Genomic DNA, 15,630 nt, shown 5'->3' with positions numbered 1-15,630 from the left:
CGCCCCGGTCTCCCCCGGCCCTGAGGGACCCGACGCCGAATCACGACCCACACTCGGCGAGGGCCCCGTCACCGGAACCCTCGTCGTCCCCTCGCGGCGAATCGCTGCCCACAAGCGTGATCAAACGGACACCCGACGTCAACACCCGTTCGGGGATTTGTGACTTACGTCCTATTTATACTGGGCGCGCACGGAAGCACGTCCAGGCGCACCGCCGCCCTCCCCGGCCGGACCGACAGCGCTTTCTGCATCCGTGCACCGCACCCCGCGCGCCGTTCGGCTCCGTCCACGCCCGCGCACCGCCGCCGCAGGCCGGGCCGTGCCGGTCCGCATCAGTCCTCGGACACGGCCGCGCCGCACGGCCGTGTCACACGGCTTCGTACGCGAACCCGCCGTAGGCCGGCGCGCGGAAGGGGCGGGTCCCGCCCTCGGCCGCTCCGCCGCGGTCCGTCACTCCGCCGCGGTCCGTCACTCCGCCGCGGTCCGCCGCGCTTCCGGGGTCGATGTCGTCCAGCGGCCGCGCGCAGTGGTCGAGTTCGCACCAGATGCGCTTGCCTGGACCCTCGACGCTCCACCCCCAGCGGTCCGCGAGGCCGTCCACGAGGGCCAGTCCACGGCCGCCCGTCGCCCCGTCCCCCACACAACGGGGCACGGGGGCCCGGCTGCTGCTGTCGGCCACCTCCAGCCGGACGGTGGCCCGACCCGCCTCGACGCCCGGCAGCGAGAGCCGCAGCACGGCCGGACAGCCGGTGTGCACCACGGCGTTGGTGACCAGCTCGGAGACGAGCAGGATCAGCGTCTCGGCGAGCGGCTCGTCGGCCCCTATCCCGGACCCGACGAGACGCGAACGGGCCCATCGCCTGGCGCGACCCACTTCAGCGGGGTCGGGCCGGATCTCCAGCTGCACTTGAAGCACCTGCACCGCTCACACCATCCGAACCGGCGGACACATGGCCGCGCGCCACGTGAGCCACGCAAGCCACGCGAGCACCATGACGACGAGGGCCACGATCGTAGCCATTTTCCGCATGGCCAGAACAACGACCAGAGGCGGAGTGACGGAACGTGATTCCCTTACGAGACAGCTTGGTTGACATACAGTCACCTCAACAAGCGCTTCGGGCATATTCCAGCGCGAAGGAGTACGCGTGCGGCATACTGTGCGACGCTTGTCGCGGAGAGTCGAACAGGCCGCAAACCCGCGCCCGTCCGGCCTGCGAGCAGGCACGCGCACCGTCGGATCCGGCACTGCCCCGGGGGCACCACCGGCACGGCTCGCGCTCGTAGCCACTCGCATCACACAGAAGGTACCGGAGCGACCCCCCGACTCCAGCCCGTGACGGGTCACACCTCGGCCACAACCGCAACTCACGCTCCGTCACCACCCCGTGCCACGATCAGTGACACGGTTCCCGGCCGGCGCCCGTCACCGCAGGCCGACGCCTTCGGAAGCCGTCCCGGACAGCGGGTCGCGCGTCGGCGGACCATCACTCTGTGTGCAGTCTCCCGCACGCCGCGCACCCGTCCGGTTCCGCTTCAGCAGCAGGTGAACCCCGTCCCGCCGCGCGCCTGGAGGCAGTCGCGCGCGCCGCGCACGGCGGCCTCCTCGGCGCGGAGCCGGGCCGTCGCGAGGCCGGCGGTGCCGACGGCGGCGTGGACGGCGGCCCGCGCCGCCTCCACCCGCGCCGACGGGTGCGCGCACGGATGCCCGACGGCCGGGAAGGCGCCGATCGGCTGTCCGAACTGCTCCCGCGCCCGGGCGTGTTGCACGGCCGTCCCGCACGCGCGCGTGGCGCCACCGAGCTGCCCGGCCGCGGCAAGGAGGGCGGCGACGGGTCCGGAGAGGATCGGGGGTGGAGCCCCGCGGCGGTCCCCTACTCCGGCACGGTGAAGTAGCGGGCGAACGCCGGCACGACCTCCGCCTCCCCCACCTTCCCGTCCGCGTCGGCGTCCAGCACACCCGCGGCCCCCCGGGCCACACCCTCACCGGCACCGAGCGCCCTCAGCACCCGCACCGTGTCGTCGACCGTGGCCCGCCCGTCCCCGTCACCGTCCGCGACGGCGAGCGCGGCGTGCAGGAACGGCCGGGCGATCTCGGCGAACCGCTCGGGATTGTCACGGAGCCGTTTGACCGCCCCGCCCACGAACTCGTCGCGGGTGATGCGCTGATCCCCGTCGCGGTCGGCCATCCCGGCCATGCCCTGCCAGAACGCCTCGGCACCGGCGTACAGCGCCTGTCCCCTGTCGGACCGGGCCGGCACTCCGAACTCGGCGAGTACGGCCTTCGCGGCGGAGGCGAAGTCCTCACGGTCGATGTAGCCGTTGCCGTCCTGGTCGAAGGTGGCGAACCGGTCGGCGATCCTGCGTTCGTACTCGCTGCTCACCATCTCTGTGGGCCGCCTCACGTCGTCGCGTCGGGTGTGGGTGAACTCTCCGCAGGGGAGCGTACGACGCCGACGGCCCCGGGGCGGAGTCGGCCGGTGCCTACGCGGACAGCGGCTCGGTGCCGTCCACGGCCTCGGCGACGTCGCCGTACACGTCGAACAGCCGGCGCACCCCCAGCGCGCCGAGGACCCGGTTCACGTGGGAGTCCTCGACCGCGCCGCGCGCCGGCAGGATCAGCCGCAGGCGGCCCCGGCAGGAGCGGATCAGCCGCCGGGAGGCGATGAGGACGCCGACTCCGCTGGAGTCGCAGAAATGCACCTCGGAGAGGTCCAGGACGAGGCTGTGGCGGCCCTCGGCCACTTCGTCGTGCACCCGTTGGCGCAGCAACGGGGACGTCACCAGGTCCAGTTCGCCCGACACCCGGAGCACGGCCCATCCGCTCCGTTCGCCGACGGTCACTTTGAAAGCCACCCACACGCCCTTCGTCCGCCCGAACGGAAGCTGTCCCTTCGCTTCCTCGCAGCGCGGCTGCCCAGCGGCCGTTCCCCGAAACGACGAGCAAAAAACAACCAATGCGAGAAAGAGGCTTGTTCCGATCGCTATCGGTCCTGTTCGATCTCACCGGAACAAGGTCCAATCAACCCTGATCCAGTCTGATCACCGGCAAGTCGGGTAGGTGTGCCCAGAGCGGGCCTTTACCACCCTCCGAAGTGCAGGGGGCGCACATTGCACCAAAGGGGCGTGCGTCGTCGGACGTGCCGACTACATTCGAGGTGACGATGCACGCAGGCTGGACAGGGACAGGTCCCGGCGGGGGCGCCGGGCACGGGCAGGGCTGAGGGGGCCGCATGGCGAAGAAGGACGCACCGCCCCGCTGGGACCGCAGGATGCAACAGCGCCTCGCGCGCGGGGAGGCCGCCGCCCTCGGTGAGCTGTACGACCGGTTCGCCTCGCTCGTGCACGGCCTGGCCCACCGCGTGCTGGGGGACGAACGGGCCGCCGACGGCGTCACCCACGAGGTCTTCGCGCACGTGTGGGAGCACCCGGACTCCTACGACCCCCGGGAGAGTCCCCTGCGCACCTGGGTCGCCGACCTGACCCACCGCCTGGCCGTGCAGCGACTGCGCGCCACGGAGACCGCGGCGCTCGCGCCGGACGGCTCCGGCAGCACCGAGGAGCTGGAGAACAAGGTGCGTCACGCCTCGGTCGCCGCCCGCGCCGACTACATCGTCCAGTCGATGCCGGCCCCGCTGCGCGCCGCCCTGGAGCTGGCGTACTTCCAGCGCCGCGACTACCGCCAGACCGCCGCCGACCTCGGCGTCACCGAGGACGAGGCGCGCCGGCGCCTCCGCCTCGGCCTGCAACTGCTCTCCACGGCCCACGACGCCGGCGCCCCCGGCGCCCCGCCCGGACGCTACGGGGGTGCGGCATGACCGAGGACCGGTTCCCCGAGAACACCGGAGCCGACCGCCTCCCGCGGACCCCGCACGCCTCCGTGGCGGACGGCGGCCTCCCGCGGCCCGCTCCGGAACCCGCCGCTCCGGCGCCGCCGCGGCTGGAACACCCGGTGCTGAAGGCGCTGTTGGGAGCCTGGGCGCTGGCCGCCTGCTCGGCCGAGGAGACCGCCGCCGTCGAGGACCACCTCGGTGACTGCGGGGCCTGCGCCGACGAGGCACGGCGGCTGCGCGAGGCGGTCGGCCTGCTCCAGCGCCCCGACAGCCTCGACCTGGATCCGGGCCTGCGCACCCGCGTCCTGGAGAGCTGCCTGGACCGGCGCCCGCCGCGCATCCCGGTGCCCGACTGGGCGATGGCGTACGACGCGGAGACCGCCCGGCTGGACGCGCTGCTCCAGGACTTCGGGGACGCGGAGTGGCACGCACCCGTGCGGCTGCGCTGGTTCCGCGGCCAGGACGCCACCAGCCGCCGTACGACCGTCGCCGGGGTCATCGCCCACCTGCTCGCGGTGGACGGGCTGGTCGCCGTCGCCCTGGGCCTCGACGATCCGCTGGGCCCGGCCACGGGCGGCACCGCGGGCAAGCCGGCCGGCACGCCCGCGGAGCGGACGGAGGCGTTCTGGGAAGCCTCGCACTTCCCGCCGACCCGGTCCGTGCGCGGCCCCTGGCGGGAACAGGCCCACGCGGTCGTCCGCACGGTGTCCTCCAGCGGGGGCACCACCCGTGCGGGCGAAGCCGAGCGTGGCGAAGACCCCGGCACCGTCGCGGTGCCGTACGGCGACTTCGAACTGCCGCTGCGGGACGCGCTGGTGGACCGGGCCTTCGAATGCTGGGTGCACGCCGTGGACATCGCCGAGGCCGTCGACTACCCCTACGACCCGCCCGCGCCGCGTCACCTGCGCGGCATGGTCGACCTCGCCGCCCGGATGCTGCCGGCCGTCCTCGCCGAACGCCGTCGCGCGGGACTGGCCGGGCCGGGCGACCGCAGGCACCTGGTGACCGCCGGCCGTCCCGGGCGCAGCCTGCGGCTGGAGATCGAGGGACGGGGCGGCGGCGAGTGGTTCATCCCGCTCGACTCCCCGGCCGCGGTGGGCTCCGCCGACCACGAGGTGGCCCATGTCGCCCTGGACGACGTGGAGTTCTGCCGGCTCGCGGCGGGCCACGTCTCCCCGGAGGAGGCGGCGGCCGGCCAGGTGGGCGACCGGACGGCCATCCGCGACGTCCTGTCCGCGGCGGCGTCCCTGAGCCGGATGTAGGGCCCACCCGGGACGGAAACGGAGCCCGGCGGCGGCACCACGCAGCGGAACGGCCTACGCGAAGACGACCGTCCGCCGCCCGTTCAGCAGGATCCGGCGCTCCGCGTGCCACTTCACGGCCCGCGCCAGCGCCTGGCACTCCACGTCCCGTCCGACGGCCACGAGCTGGTCCGGCGTGGCGTCGTGCCCGACCCGCTCGACCTCCTGCTCGATGATCGGCCCCTCGTCGAGGTCGGCCGTCACGTAGTGGGCCGTCGCGCCGATCAGCTTCACGCCCCGCGCGTGCGCCTGGTGGTACGGCTTGGCGCCCTTGAAGCTCGGCAGGAACGAGTGGTGGATGTTGATGATCCTCCCGCTGAGCTGCTTGCACAGGTCGTCCGAGAGGACCTGCATGTAGCGGGCCAGCACGACCAGCTCGACGCCCTCCTCGCGGACGATCTCCAGCAGTCGCGCCTCCGCCTCGGCCTTGTTCTCCTTCGTCACCGCGATGTGGTGGAAGGGGATGCCGTACGAACCCACCAGCTCGGCGAAGTCGGTGTGGTTGGACACCACGGCCGCGATCTCCACCGGCAGCGCGCCGGTCCGGGCGCGGAACAGCAGGTCGTTCAGGCAGTGGCCGAACCTGCTGACCATCAGGACGATGCGCATCTTCTCGTCGGCCCGGTTGATCTGCCAGTCCATGTGGAAGGAGTCGCCGATCGCCGCGAAGCTCGCCCGCAGCTTGTCCACGGTCACCGGCGACTCCGCCGAGAAGTGGACGCGCATGAAGAACAGTCCCGTGTCGTGGTCGCCGAACTGCTGGCTGTCCTCGATGTTGCAGCCGGTCATGAACAGGTAGCTGGACACGGCGTGCACGATGCCCTGCTTGTCGGGGCAGGACAGCGTGAGGACGTACTGGTCGGCGAGGGTCGCCGTGGCGCGGGTGGACTGCTCACTCATGCAGCACAGGGTCTCATGACAGGTCGTACCCGCAGGAAATCCGTCCGCAGGGCGGAATCCCGGCCGTCACGCCGTCCGTGTCATGATCCGCAGCACTTCGAGCGTGCGCGGCGGGGTGTCCGGCTCCTCGCCGTCGGCCGCCGCCATGCGCACGTGGGCGTCGCGCGCCGCCCGGACCGCGTCCGGCCAGCCCTCGTGGTCGACGTAGGCGGAGACCGGGGCGTCCGGCCCGACCTGGTGCATGATCCGCAGGACGCGCAGGACGGCGGTGTCGACGAGCGCCGCCTCCTGCGAGTCGCGGAAGATCGTGCCGACGTACTTTTCGGCGGACCAGTTGTCGAGCCAGGTGTCCTCGACCAGGCGGTACACGGCGTCGGTGACGTCCCCGTACCCGTCCACGCCGGCCAGCCAGACGTCCCGCTGGAACACCGGGTCGGAGAGCATGTGCAGCGCGGAGCGCACATTGCTGCGCCAGCGCCACCACGGCATGTCGTTGAGTGGCATGCCGCCCATGGTGGAGGAGCGACGGCCGCGACGGGAAGAGTTCTCCGAACCTTGCACGGTCATCGATCGTACGTTTCCCCGCCCCGCGGGTCGCGTCGGCCCCCGCAATTCACCTCCCCGTCACTCCCCGTCGGCCGTGGGTCACTCGGAGGTTGGCCGTGTGGCGGAATCGTGCAGGGACATGACCGGCAGGCAACGCACGCGAAGCACCTTCCTCCTCAGGTTCATCCGCCCCACCAGGTCTTTCACCACCACCGTCCGGTCGGCGGGCGCCCTCGTGGCGTGTGCGTCGCTCGCCGCCGGCTGCGGGCTCGTCCCCGGTGCCACGGGGGGCTCCGGGGACGGCACGATCACCGTCATGACCTGGGCGCCCGAGGGCACCGCGGCCACCAACAAGCCCGGCATGCCCGCCTTCGCCCGCGCCTACGCCCGGTGGGTCAACGCCAACGGCGGGCTGAACGGCCGCAAGCTCGAGGTCCTCACCTGCAACGACCACAACAGCGGCGTGGACGCCGCGAAGTGCGCGCGGCAGGCCGTGAAGGCGGGGGCGGTCGCCGTCATCGGCTCCTACAGCCAGCGCTCCGATTCCTTCCTCCCGTACCTGGAAGGCGCCGGCATCCCCTACATCGGCGGCTACGGCGTCACCAACGCCGAGTTCACCAGTCCGCTCTCCTACCCCGTCAACGGCGGCCAGCCGGCCCTGCTGGCCGGCCTCGGCAAGGAACTCGCCGCGGACTGCGGCCGTGTCGCCCTCGTGCGCCCCGACACCATCGCGGGCGACACCCTGCCCGCCATGCTCGACGCCGGCCTCACGGCGGGCGGCCACGACAAGGCCGTGGACCAGCTGGCCGCGGAGGACGCCACCGAGTACTCGGCGCAGGCCGACGCCGCACTCAAGGAGGTGACCGCGACGAGCGGGGCCGGACGGGCCGGCAACACCGGCACGGCAGGCAAGGGCGGCGGGTGCGTGGTCCCCGCCCTCGGCGACCGCACCGGCACCTTCATGGACTCCTTCCGGCGCGCCCGCGGGGACCACCCCGACGTGAGCACCGCCACCGTCCTCGGCAGCGTCGACCAGTCGGTCATCAACTCCACCGGCGGCGCGTCCAGCGCCTTCGAGGGGGCGTACGTCACCGGCTGGTACCCGGTGGCGAGCGATCCGCGCTGGGACCCGATGAAGAAGGTGATCAGCGAGAGCGCCTTCTCCGACACCCGGATCGACCCCGCGGACACGGGCGTGCAGACCACCTGGATCGCCTACACCGTGTTCAAGAAGGCCGTGGAGTCGCTGGGCGGCGGCGCGGTGACCGCCGACACCGTCACCGGCGCCCTCGACGACGGCCTGCGGATCAGCACGGGCGGGCTCACGCCCACCCTGCGCTGGGAGTTCACCGACCAGCTCGCCTCGATCGGCTTCCCGCGGCTGGTCAATGCCAACGTGACCCTGCAGACCGTGAAGCAGGGCCGGCTGGCGGCGGCCAAGAAGGGCTTCGTCGACGTCACGAGGACGCTGGAGAACGCCGACGTCGACTGAGGCCGACGCCGGCCGGGCCCCTCCCCGGGTCACAGCTGTGTCGGCTGCCGCTCCGTCAGTCCGTACGTCTTCGCGATCGCGTTCCACAACGCGGCGGCCTGCGTCTTCTGGGCGCTGGCCGTGCCGCTCGCGCGGTTGGCCTCCTGCGTCCGGCCCGTGCTGCGGGCCTGCCCCTTCTTGCAGAGCTTGCCCTTGTCGGCGGCCACCTGGTCGGCCCAGGCCGCGTAGTGGTCGTCGGCGGAGGCCGAGGCCTGCCACGCCTTGGTGAGCGCGGCGGTCAGCCTGGCGTGGTCCGGCAGCTTGTCGACGGCCAGGCCGGACAGCGCGGTCACCAGCCCGGTGCGCTGCTTCGCCGCGTCCCGCAGGTCGGAGGAGGCCTGGGCGAGGTTGTCGCACCTCTTCACGTCGGCGACCGCGCCGATCACGGTCGCCCGGCTGCTGCCGCTGTCCGCGAGCAGCTTGTCCAGGGCGATCGCCTGCTGCTCGGCCGGGTCGGCGGACGCCGAGGCGGAGCCCTCGGTGGCGGGCTGTGACGCGGCGACGGTCTCGTTGCCGTCGCCCTGCTCGTCACCGCCCCCGCCGGAGAGCAGGGCGCCCGCGCCGACCCCGACGACGACGAGGGCCACGCCGACCGCCGCGAACAGCGGCACCCGCGAGCCGCTGCGGCCGCCACCCCGGTGGTCGTCGTCACGCATCGCGCGCCGGCCGCCGGAGCCGCCGCCGGGCGGCGTGTACGAGGGCTGGGCGTGGGCCGCGGGGTGGGCGCCGTGGCCGGGGGGCTCCGGCTCCGAGAAGCGCGGCATCTGCTGCGTGGACCCGGCCGGGCCGTCGTCGGCGGGGCCGCTGCGGAAGAGGTTGTCGAACTCGGCGGGCGGCTGCTTCTCGCCGGCGCCGTAGGGGCCCTGGCCGGTCACCGGCGGGATGTACTGGGTGGCCTCGGCGTCGGCGTGGGAGCCGTGCTGCCCGCCGTGGGCGGCCTGCGGTCCCGGACCGTGCTGCTGGGCGCGGCCCAGGAAGTGGGTGGACTCCGCGGGGGACTCGGGCGGCAGGGCTCCCGGCATGCCCGGCGCGACCGGCGGGAGGTACTGCGTCGCGCCCTCGTCGCCCGGCCCCGGTGCGGGGACGGGCGGTATGTACTGGGTGGCCCCCTCGTCCAGCGGCGCGGACGCGGAGACCGGGGGTATGTACTGGGTGGCCCCCTCGTCCACGGGCGCGGGCCCGGACGCGGAGACGGGGGGTACGTACTGGGTGGCGCCGTCGGCCATGGGAGGCAGCGGCGCGGCCGGCACGCCGTGGCCGTACGACGGCGCGGGGGCGCCCTCGGGCGGCAGCGGGCCGGCGCCCCGACCGGGTCCGGGCTGCGGTGCGGCCCGCCACGCGTCGGGGCCGGTCGGCTGCGGGGCGTCCCACTGCCGGTCCCCGCCCCACTGCTGCTGGTCCGCCGGGGGCGGCCAGGCCTGCCCCGGCTGCTGCCCGGGCTGATACTCCGACTGCTGTTCCGGTCCCCAGGACCGGTCCCAGGTCTGCCCGCCGGCCGGCGGGGGGGACGGCTCCCGGCCGTACTGCTGCCGGCCGCCGTGGGGATCCTGCCGCGGGCCGTTCGCCGTGCCCGGCAGCAGGGGTTCCCCGCCGTCGGAGGGCAGCACGATGCCTTCGCGCGCGGGCCGCGCCGAGGGCTCCTCGCCCTGTCCACTCTGCGTCACCGGGACTCCTACTGATGGGGGACCTTCGGAATCGTCGGCTCACGCTACCGGGTCCCCGGAACCCCGTGCCACGCAGCTCAGGTCATGATCTCCCTCCCGTGCGACGGCCGGAGGACCGAAGCGCCGTGCGCCGTACCCGCCGCCGGCCGTGCGACGGCGGGCCGTTTCCCGGCCGTTCACGCCACGGCGCCCCGGATGTTCACGCGGCGGCCTGGAGCTCCAGTCGCGCCCCGAACTCCCTGACCACGGGCTCCTCCCGGAACGGTTCCAGCCGCTGCTGGAGGTCCTCCAGGTACTCGGCACCGCGGTCGGAGCGGAGCGTCTCCAGCAACTCCACCGCTTTCGTACCGGTGTTGCAGGCCTGCTCGACCTCTCGCTGCTGCACCTGCGCCGTGGCCAACAGCACATATCCGATGGCCCGTCGGCGGGCCCGGCTCTCCGGGTGCCCGGCCAGCGACTGCTCCGCGCAGCGCGCCGCCGCCTCGGCCTGACCGAGGTCACGGTGACAGTGCGCCAACTCGTCGGCCAGATAGGCCTCGTCGAAGTGCGCGATCCACGCCGGGTCGTCCCCGGCCGCCGGATCAGCCGCCTCCAGCGCCGACACGGCCCGCCCGGAAGCCGCGTGAGCCGCCCGTACGTCACCCATCAGGGCGTGCCCGCGGGCCTCGGCGGCGTGGAACATGGCCTCCGCGCGCGGCGTCACCCGCCCCCGCGCCCCTTCCTGCGCCGCGCGCGCCAACTGGGCGATCTCGCGCGGGTTCCCGAGCTGGGCGGCGAGGTGGCTCATGGAGGCGGCGAGCACATAGCCGCCGTAGCCGCGGTCGCCCGCCGCCTGAGCGAGGCGCAGGGCCTGGATGTAGTAGCGCTGGGCGAGGCCGGGCTGCCCGGTGTCGACGGCCATGTAGCCCGCCAGTTCGGTCAGCCGGGCCACGGAGGAGAAGAGTTCGCGCCCCACCGCCTCCCGGTAGGAGCCGGTGAGCAGGCCGGAGACGACGCTGTTGAGGTAGTGCACGACGACCGGGCGCACATGCCCGCTGCCGTACTGGTGGTCCAGTTCGACCAGCGCCTGGGTCATCGCCCTCACCGCCGCCACGTCGGACAGGCCCACCCGGGGGCCGGCCGAGCGCGCCACCTGCGCGTCGGGCGAGGAGATCAGCCAGTCACGGCTCGGTTCGACCAGCGCGGAGGCGGCCACGGACGCCCCCGAGAGGAAGTCCCGCCGGCCCACGTCACTGCGCCACAGCTCGCAGACCTGCTCGATGGCCCCCAGTACCGTCGGCGAGAACTGGAGACCGACCCCCGACGCGAGGTTCTTGCCGTTGGCCATGCCGATCTCGTCGATCGTGACCGTGCGGCCGAGTTTGCGGCCCAGGGCCTCGGCGATGATCGCCGGGGCGCGTCCCCGCGGCTGCTGTCCGCGCAGCCAACGGGCCACGGACGTCTTGTCGTAGCGCAGGTCGAGACCGTGCTCGGCGCCGCACATGTTCACGCGGCGGGCGAGCCCGGCGTTCGAACATCCGGCTTCCTGGATGAGCGCCTGCAGCCGTTCGTTCGGCTGCCGCGCGACGAGAGGCCTTGCGGCCATTGGCACTACCCCCTGTGGCTGCGGTGCCTTTCCCGCGCACCGAGTTGATGTGTCTTCCACCGAAAAGTTCCGGCCGTGAAGATCAATGCCCCGCGGACAGGACGAGAATGCGAGGCATGCGAGGATTGCCTGGGTAAAGACGGAAGCTTCCCCCAAGCCTCACTACCCGCTCACGCGCTCGTTCCTCCCGCGCGCCCCCGGTCATGCACCCGTGCGCCCCGGACGGGGAATCGGTGCTCCTCCCCCGCGCACGTGGGCGGGCCGTAACCCCTGGTGACGCCCGGAGTTGTGTTCATCGTGGAAAAGACCATCGCGGGCGCCGAGGCCACCCAGATCCCGAAGCAGCGCGGGGAATCGCTGCTGGAGACCGCTGTTCGCTACACCGAGGAACGTCACTGGGACGTCGTCCCCGGCACCTGGTTGGAAGCCGTCGACGGGGCGCAGCGCTGCTCCTGCGACGACGCGGCGTGTCCGGCGCCCGGGGCGCACCCGGCCCGGCCCGACTGGGCGACGCAGGCGACGGGCAGCGCGACCGTCGCGCGGCGCATGTGGCAGAAGCAGCCCGGTGCGTCGATCCTGCTGCCGACCGGGCGGACCTTCGACGCGATCTCCGTCCCGGAGACGGCCGGGTTCCTGGCGCTGGCGCGGATGGAGCGGATGGAGTCGACGCTGGGCCCGGTCACGTCGGCGCCGGACCGGCGGATGCACTTCTTCGTCCTTCCCGGGGCTGCGGCCAAGGTGCCGGATCTCGTCCGCACGTTGGGGTGGACGCCGTCCTCCCTCGACCTCGTCGCGCTGGGCGAGGGGGCGTACGTGGCGGCGCCGCCCACGCGGTTCGGGTCGCGGGGGGCCGTGCAGTGGGCCTGCCGGCCCACGCCCGCCAACCGGTGGCTGCCGGACGCGGAGGAGTTGATCTCCCCGCTGGCCTACGCGTGCGGCAGGGACCGGTAGACCCCGGGGTGTCTTCGGAGGGGGCGTCTCGCGCAGAGGCGCCCGGCCTCCCTCGTCGGCCCGCTCAGTGCGCCAGTACCCCGTCCAGGAACGGCTCGATGGCCGTCCGCCAGCCCTCCGGCTGGTCGTAGTGGACGAGGTGACCGGCGTCGGCCACCTCCGCGTACTCCCCGCGCGGCAGCACCCGCACCATCTCCTGAGCCTCCGCGCGCCCCAGTTCGCCGTTCAGGCCGCGGACGACCAGGGTGGGGCAGCCGACCTGGGCGAGTTCCTCCCAGTGGGCGTCGTAGACCCAGGTCTCACGGGACTTGAGCATCTGCTCGGGTTCGAAGACGGGGCGCCAGCCGTCGGCGGACTCCTGCATCACCTCGGCGTAGAACTCGCCGCGCGCCGGGTTGGGCCGCTCCACCCAGGGGTCGTCCTCGCCGAACCACTTGCGGACGTCGGCGAGGGTGGCGAAGGGCAGGGGCCAGGACGTGAACCAGTCGGCCCACTCGCGCTGCGAGGCCGCGCCGAGCGCGGAGGCGCGCATGTCGCAGATGATCACGCCGGAGATCAGGTCGGGGCGCTTGGCGGCGAGCTGCCAGGCGGTCAGGGCGCCCATGGCGTGGCCGACGAGGACGGCGGGGGCGAGGCCGAGCTGTTCGAGGGCGGCCTCGGCGTCCTCGACGTACGCCTCGCGTGTGAAGGCGGCCCGCGGCGGCTTGTCGCTCCGGCCGTGGCCCCGCTGGTCGAGGGCGACGGCGCGGTGCCGCTCGGAGAGCCAGCGGGCGGTGGACGCCCAGTGCGAGGCCCGGCCCATCAGACCGTGCAGTAACAGCACGCCGGTGGTGCGCTCGGCGGCCGCCGGTCCGGACCACCCTCCGCCCGCCACGGCCGGTTCCCCGGTCGCTCCCCCGGCCGGTTCACCGCTCGGCGTCCCGGCCGACTGGGACGGAATCATGGCTTCCGGCCCGTTCTCCGCCGGGTCCTTCTTGGGTGGGTCGCCGAACTCCCAGGCCGCCAGGCGTACACCGCCCGCCCCGGTCACGTCGATGCGTCGCGCCATAGCTCCTGGCACCCCCTCGCTCCCGCTCGGACCCCCCGCTCCCGCTCGAGCCGGCCGGTCCGGTCACGCGTCGTGTCTGCCGTCGTACCGCTGTGCTGCCCACTGCCTCACTGCCCGCGCGCCCCGCGCACCGCGTCACGCACGGGCCCCTCACCCGCACGCTACCGAACGTTCATTCGAAAACATCTGCTTCCGCGAGCAACACCCCTCGTTCGAGTGACCCCCCTCAAGGAATGATCGCCGCCACCGAGGGGAGATCTTCAACGGGGGGGCGGACCGCTCGGGGAAACCGGTCCGAAGGGAATGACCTTGAGAGCTCGGGGCTCCAGGTCAGAACAGGGGAGGACAGGCCCCGGCGCCGCAGGGCGCCGGGGCCCTCCCATGATCCGCGGCACATCATCCCGCCCCCTCAGGTCGTATGCCTCACGCGACAGCCTGGCACGCGCGGCGCCGGAGCGCTGCGGTTCGACACAGGGAATCACCGATTTGACGAGATCGACAGGACGCCTCAACTAACCCGGCAACCGCAACAGTTGAACAACGCTCAGCAAGTGCACCGACGCCACCGTCAACGCTTGGCGACGAACACGTGGGAGGCGATGTCCGCCTCCAGCTCGGCCGCCTCGCCGCCGCTGCCGACCAGCACGCCGCCGGCCGACTCCGTCACGCTCACCACCGAGCCCGGCTGCACGCCGGCCCGCCGCAGTGTGTACATCAGCTGCGCGTCCGTCTGGATCGGCTCGCCGATGCGGCGTACGACGACCGTCTTGCCCTCCAGGCCCGGGTCGAGGTCGGCCAGCGACACCATGCCCTCGTCCAGGAAGGGATCGGCGATGTCCTTCTCCCCCAACTCCTCCAGTCCCGGGATGGGGTTGCCGTACGGCGACTCGGTGGGGTGACGCAGCAGTTCGAGGACCCGGCGCTCGACGGCCTCGCTCATCACGTGCTCCCAGCGGCACGCCTCCGCGTGGACCTGCTCCCACTCCAGGCCGATCACGTCGACGAGGAGACACTCGGCCAGGCGGTGCTTGCGCATCACGCGCGTGGCGAGGCGGCGGCCCTCGTCCGTCAGCTCCAGGTGCCGGTCGCTGGCCACGGAGACCAGGCCGTCCCGCTCCATACGGGCCACCGTCTGGCTGACCGTCGGCCCGCTCTGGTCGAGCCGCTCGGCGATCCGGGCGCGCATGGGGACCACACCTTCCTCCTCCAGCTCGAGGATGGTGCGGAGATACATCTCCGTGGTGTCGATCAGTCCGGACATACGTGCCCCTCGATGAGATGGCCGGAGGCTGGACGGCTCTCCGGCTCGTGCGCTGGCCCTGGCCTCAATTCTGCCGGATACCACCGACAAGCGTGCCGCGCCGCCGAGACGAGGGGGTCGCGCCGGGGCCGCCGCTCCCCGGCCGTGTTGACAGGGTGCTGGTCCAGACCGCACGGTGATCCGCGACACGGACACGGACACCGGATTCGGCAAAGGGGCCCCTCGGATGAGTGACCGCACGCCCGCCGCGCAGTTCTTCGACGCCGCGATCGGCCTGTTGCAGCGGGTTCGCGACGAGGAGGCGGAGGCCGTGGAGGCCGCCGGTGTCCTCCTCGCCGACACCGTGGCCTCCGGCGGACGCCTGTTCGCCTTCGGCGCCGGCCATTCCTCCCTCGCCGCGCAGGACGTCGTCTACCGCGCGGGCGGCCTGGCACTGATGAACCTGCTCGCGGTGCCGGGCGTCGTGGGCGTCGACGTCACGCCCGCCACCCTCGGCTCCGCCCTGGAACGCGTCGACGGCCTGGCGAGCGCGGTCCTGGACACCTCGCCGGTGCGCGCGGGCGACGCCCTGGTGATCGTCTCGCTGTCGGGCCGCAACGCCCTCCCGGTGGAGATGGCCCTCAACGCGCGCGCCCTGGGCGTGAAGGTCATCGGCGTGACCTCGGTGGCGTACGCCGCCGAGACGACGTCCCGGCACCGGTCGGGGACGTTCCTCAAGGATCACTGCGACCTCGTCCTGGACTCGAAGATCGCCGTCGGGGACGCCGAGTTGACCCTCGACACCGTCCCCGCGCCCTTCGCGCCCGCCTCCACCGTGGTCACCACGGCCCTGCTCCAGGCGGTCGTGGCCACCGCGGCCGCCTCCCTCGCGGAACGCGGCATCGAGCCCCCGCTGCTGCGCTCCGGCAACGTCGACGGCGGCCACGACTGGAACGGCCGGATCATGGACGAGTACCGGGACCGGATCTTCTACCGGCACTGAGGGGCCGCGCCCGCGGTGACGGGCTCCC

Annotated in this window: 15 protein-coding genes; 5 read left to right on the top strand and 10 right to left on the bottom strand. The window is 73.2% G+C overall.

What is annotated here, in order from left to right:
* Window positions 1-367 precede the first annotated feature (367 nt).
* The 4 genes from AB0N31_RS23570 to AB0N31_RS23555 form a co-directional block, all read right to left on the bottom strand.
* Window positions 368-907 carry an ATP-binding protein gene (locus AB0N31_RS23570; protein WP_366060396.1) on the bottom strand — a complete coding sequence of 180 codons (540 nt, stop codon included), beginning with the start codon at window positions 905-907 and terminating at the stop codon, window positions 368-370.
* 629 nt (window positions 908-1,536) lie between these two features.
* Window positions 1,537-1,770, bottom strand: a complete 234-nt coding sequence (locus tag AB0N31_RS23565; RefSeq protein WP_366060366.1) for an acyl-CoA dehydrogenase family protein — start codon at window positions 1,768-1,770, stop codon at window positions 1,537-1,539.
* 104 nt (window positions 1,771-1,874) lie between these two features.
* Window positions 1,875-2,387 (bottom strand): EF-hand domain-containing protein, encoded by a 513-nt coding sequence (locus AB0N31_RS23560; RefSeq protein WP_366060365.1) that lies wholly within the window; start codon window positions 2,385-2,387, stop codon window positions 1,875-1,877.
* A gap of 97 nt (window positions 2,388-2,484) precedes the next feature.
* Complete coding sequence (locus AB0N31_RS23555; protein WP_366060364.1) at window positions 2,485-2,862, bottom strand: STAS domain-containing protein; 378 nt, start codon at window positions 2,860-2,862, stop codon at window positions 2,485-2,487.
* Between the two features lie 371 nt (window positions 2,863-3,233).
* On the opposite strand from AB0N31_RS23555, the gene AB0N31_RS23550 reads away from it, so the two are divergent.
* Together AB0N31_RS23550 and AB0N31_RS23545 are read left to right on the top strand one after the other, a co-directional pair.
* Window positions 3,234-3,818 (top strand): sigma-70 family RNA polymerase sigma factor, encoded by a 585-nt coding sequence (locus tag AB0N31_RS23550; RefSeq protein ID WP_366060363.1) that lies wholly within the window; start codon window positions 3,234-3,236, stop codon window positions 3,816-3,818.
* Window positions 3,815-5,095 carry a zf-HC2 domain-containing protein gene (locus AB0N31_RS23545; RefSeq protein WP_366060362.1) on the top strand — a complete coding sequence of 427 codons (1,281 nt, stop codon included), beginning with the start codon at window positions 3,815-3,817 and terminating at the stop codon, window positions 5,093-5,095. Before AB0N31_RS23550 ends, AB0N31_RS23545 begins: the two co-directional genes overlap by 4 nt.
* Before the next feature lie 54 nt (window positions 5,096-5,149).
* Here the strand turns inward: AB0N31_RS23545 and purU are convergent, their stop codons facing one another.
* Window positions 5,150-6,034: a formyltetrahydrofolate deformylase gene (gene purU / locus AB0N31_RS23540; protein WP_366060361.1), complete on the bottom strand. Its 885-nt coding sequence runs from the start codon at window positions 6,032-6,034 to the stop codon at window positions 5,150-5,152.
* A 66-nt stretch (window positions 6,035-6,100) separates the two neighbouring features.
* Window positions 6,101-6,601 (bottom strand): hypothetical protein, encoded by a 501-nt coding sequence (locus AB0N31_RS23535; protein ID WP_366060360.1) that lies wholly within the window; start codon window positions 6,599-6,601, stop codon window positions 6,101-6,103.
* 118 nt (window positions 6,602-6,719) lie between these two features.
* On the opposite strand from AB0N31_RS23535, the gene AB0N31_RS23530 reads away from it, so the two are divergent.
* Entirely contained in the window at window positions 6,720-8,072 is a 1,353-nt protein-coding gene (locus AB0N31_RS23530; RefSeq protein ID WP_366060359.1) for an ABC transporter substrate-binding protein, read from the top strand.
* 29 nt (window positions 8,073-8,101) lie between these two features.
* Here the strand turns inward: AB0N31_RS23530 and AB0N31_RS23525 are convergent, their stop codons facing one another.
* On the bottom strand, window positions 8,102-9,775 hold the full coding sequence (locus AB0N31_RS23525; protein WP_366060358.1) for a hypothetical protein: 1,674 nt from the start codon (window positions 9,773-9,775) through the stop codon (window positions 8,102-8,104).
* 199 nt (window positions 9,776-9,974) lie between these two features.
* Window positions 9,975-11,360 carry a transcriptional regulator gene (locus tag AB0N31_RS23520; RefSeq protein WP_366060357.1) on the bottom strand — a complete coding sequence of 462 codons (1,386 nt, stop codon included), beginning with the start codon at window positions 11,358-11,360 and terminating at the stop codon, window positions 9,975-9,977.
* Window positions 11,361-11,648: 288 nt separating this feature from the next.
* On the opposite strand from AB0N31_RS23520, the gene AB0N31_RS23515 reads away from it, so the two are divergent.
* Window positions 11,649-12,311 carry a bifunctional DNA primase/polymerase gene (locus AB0N31_RS23515; protein ID WP_366060356.1) on the top strand — a complete coding sequence of 221 codons (663 nt, stop codon included), beginning with the start codon at window positions 11,649-11,651 and terminating at the stop codon, window positions 12,309-12,311.
* Window positions 12,312-12,375: 64 nt separating this feature from the next.
* Here AB0N31_RS23515 and AB0N31_RS23510 read toward each other — a convergent pair whose 3' ends face one another.
* The gene (locus AB0N31_RS23510; RefSeq protein ID WP_366060355.1) at window positions 12,376-13,359 is read right to left on the bottom strand and encodes an alpha/beta hydrolase; all 984 of its coding nucleotides are present in this window, start codon (window positions 13,357-13,359) and stop codon (window positions 12,376-12,378) included.
* Between the two features lie 568 nt (window positions 13,360-13,927).
* Window positions 13,928-14,620 (bottom strand): metal-dependent transcriptional regulator, encoded by a 693-nt coding sequence (locus AB0N31_RS23505; protein WP_363086735.1) that lies wholly within the window; start codon window positions 14,618-14,620, stop codon window positions 13,928-13,930.
* 226 nt (window positions 14,621-14,846) lie between these two features.
* Here AB0N31_RS23505 and AB0N31_RS23500 point away from each other — a divergent pair, with 226 nt between their 5' ends.
* Window positions 14,847-15,602 carry an SIS domain-containing protein gene (locus tag AB0N31_RS23500; RefSeq protein ID WP_366060354.1) on the top strand — a complete coding sequence of 252 codons (756 nt, stop codon included), beginning with the start codon at window positions 14,847-14,849 and terminating at the stop codon, window positions 15,600-15,602.
* Window positions 15,603-15,630 lie beyond the last annotated feature (28 nt).

It is taken from the genome of Streptomyces sp. NPDC051051 (assembly GCF_040682975.1).
In the GTDB taxonomy this organism is placed as follows: domain Bacteria; phylum Actinomycetota; class Actinomycetes; order Streptomycetales; family Streptomycetaceae; genus Streptomyces.
This window is presented reverse-complemented; position numbering and strand designations above follow the sequence as displayed.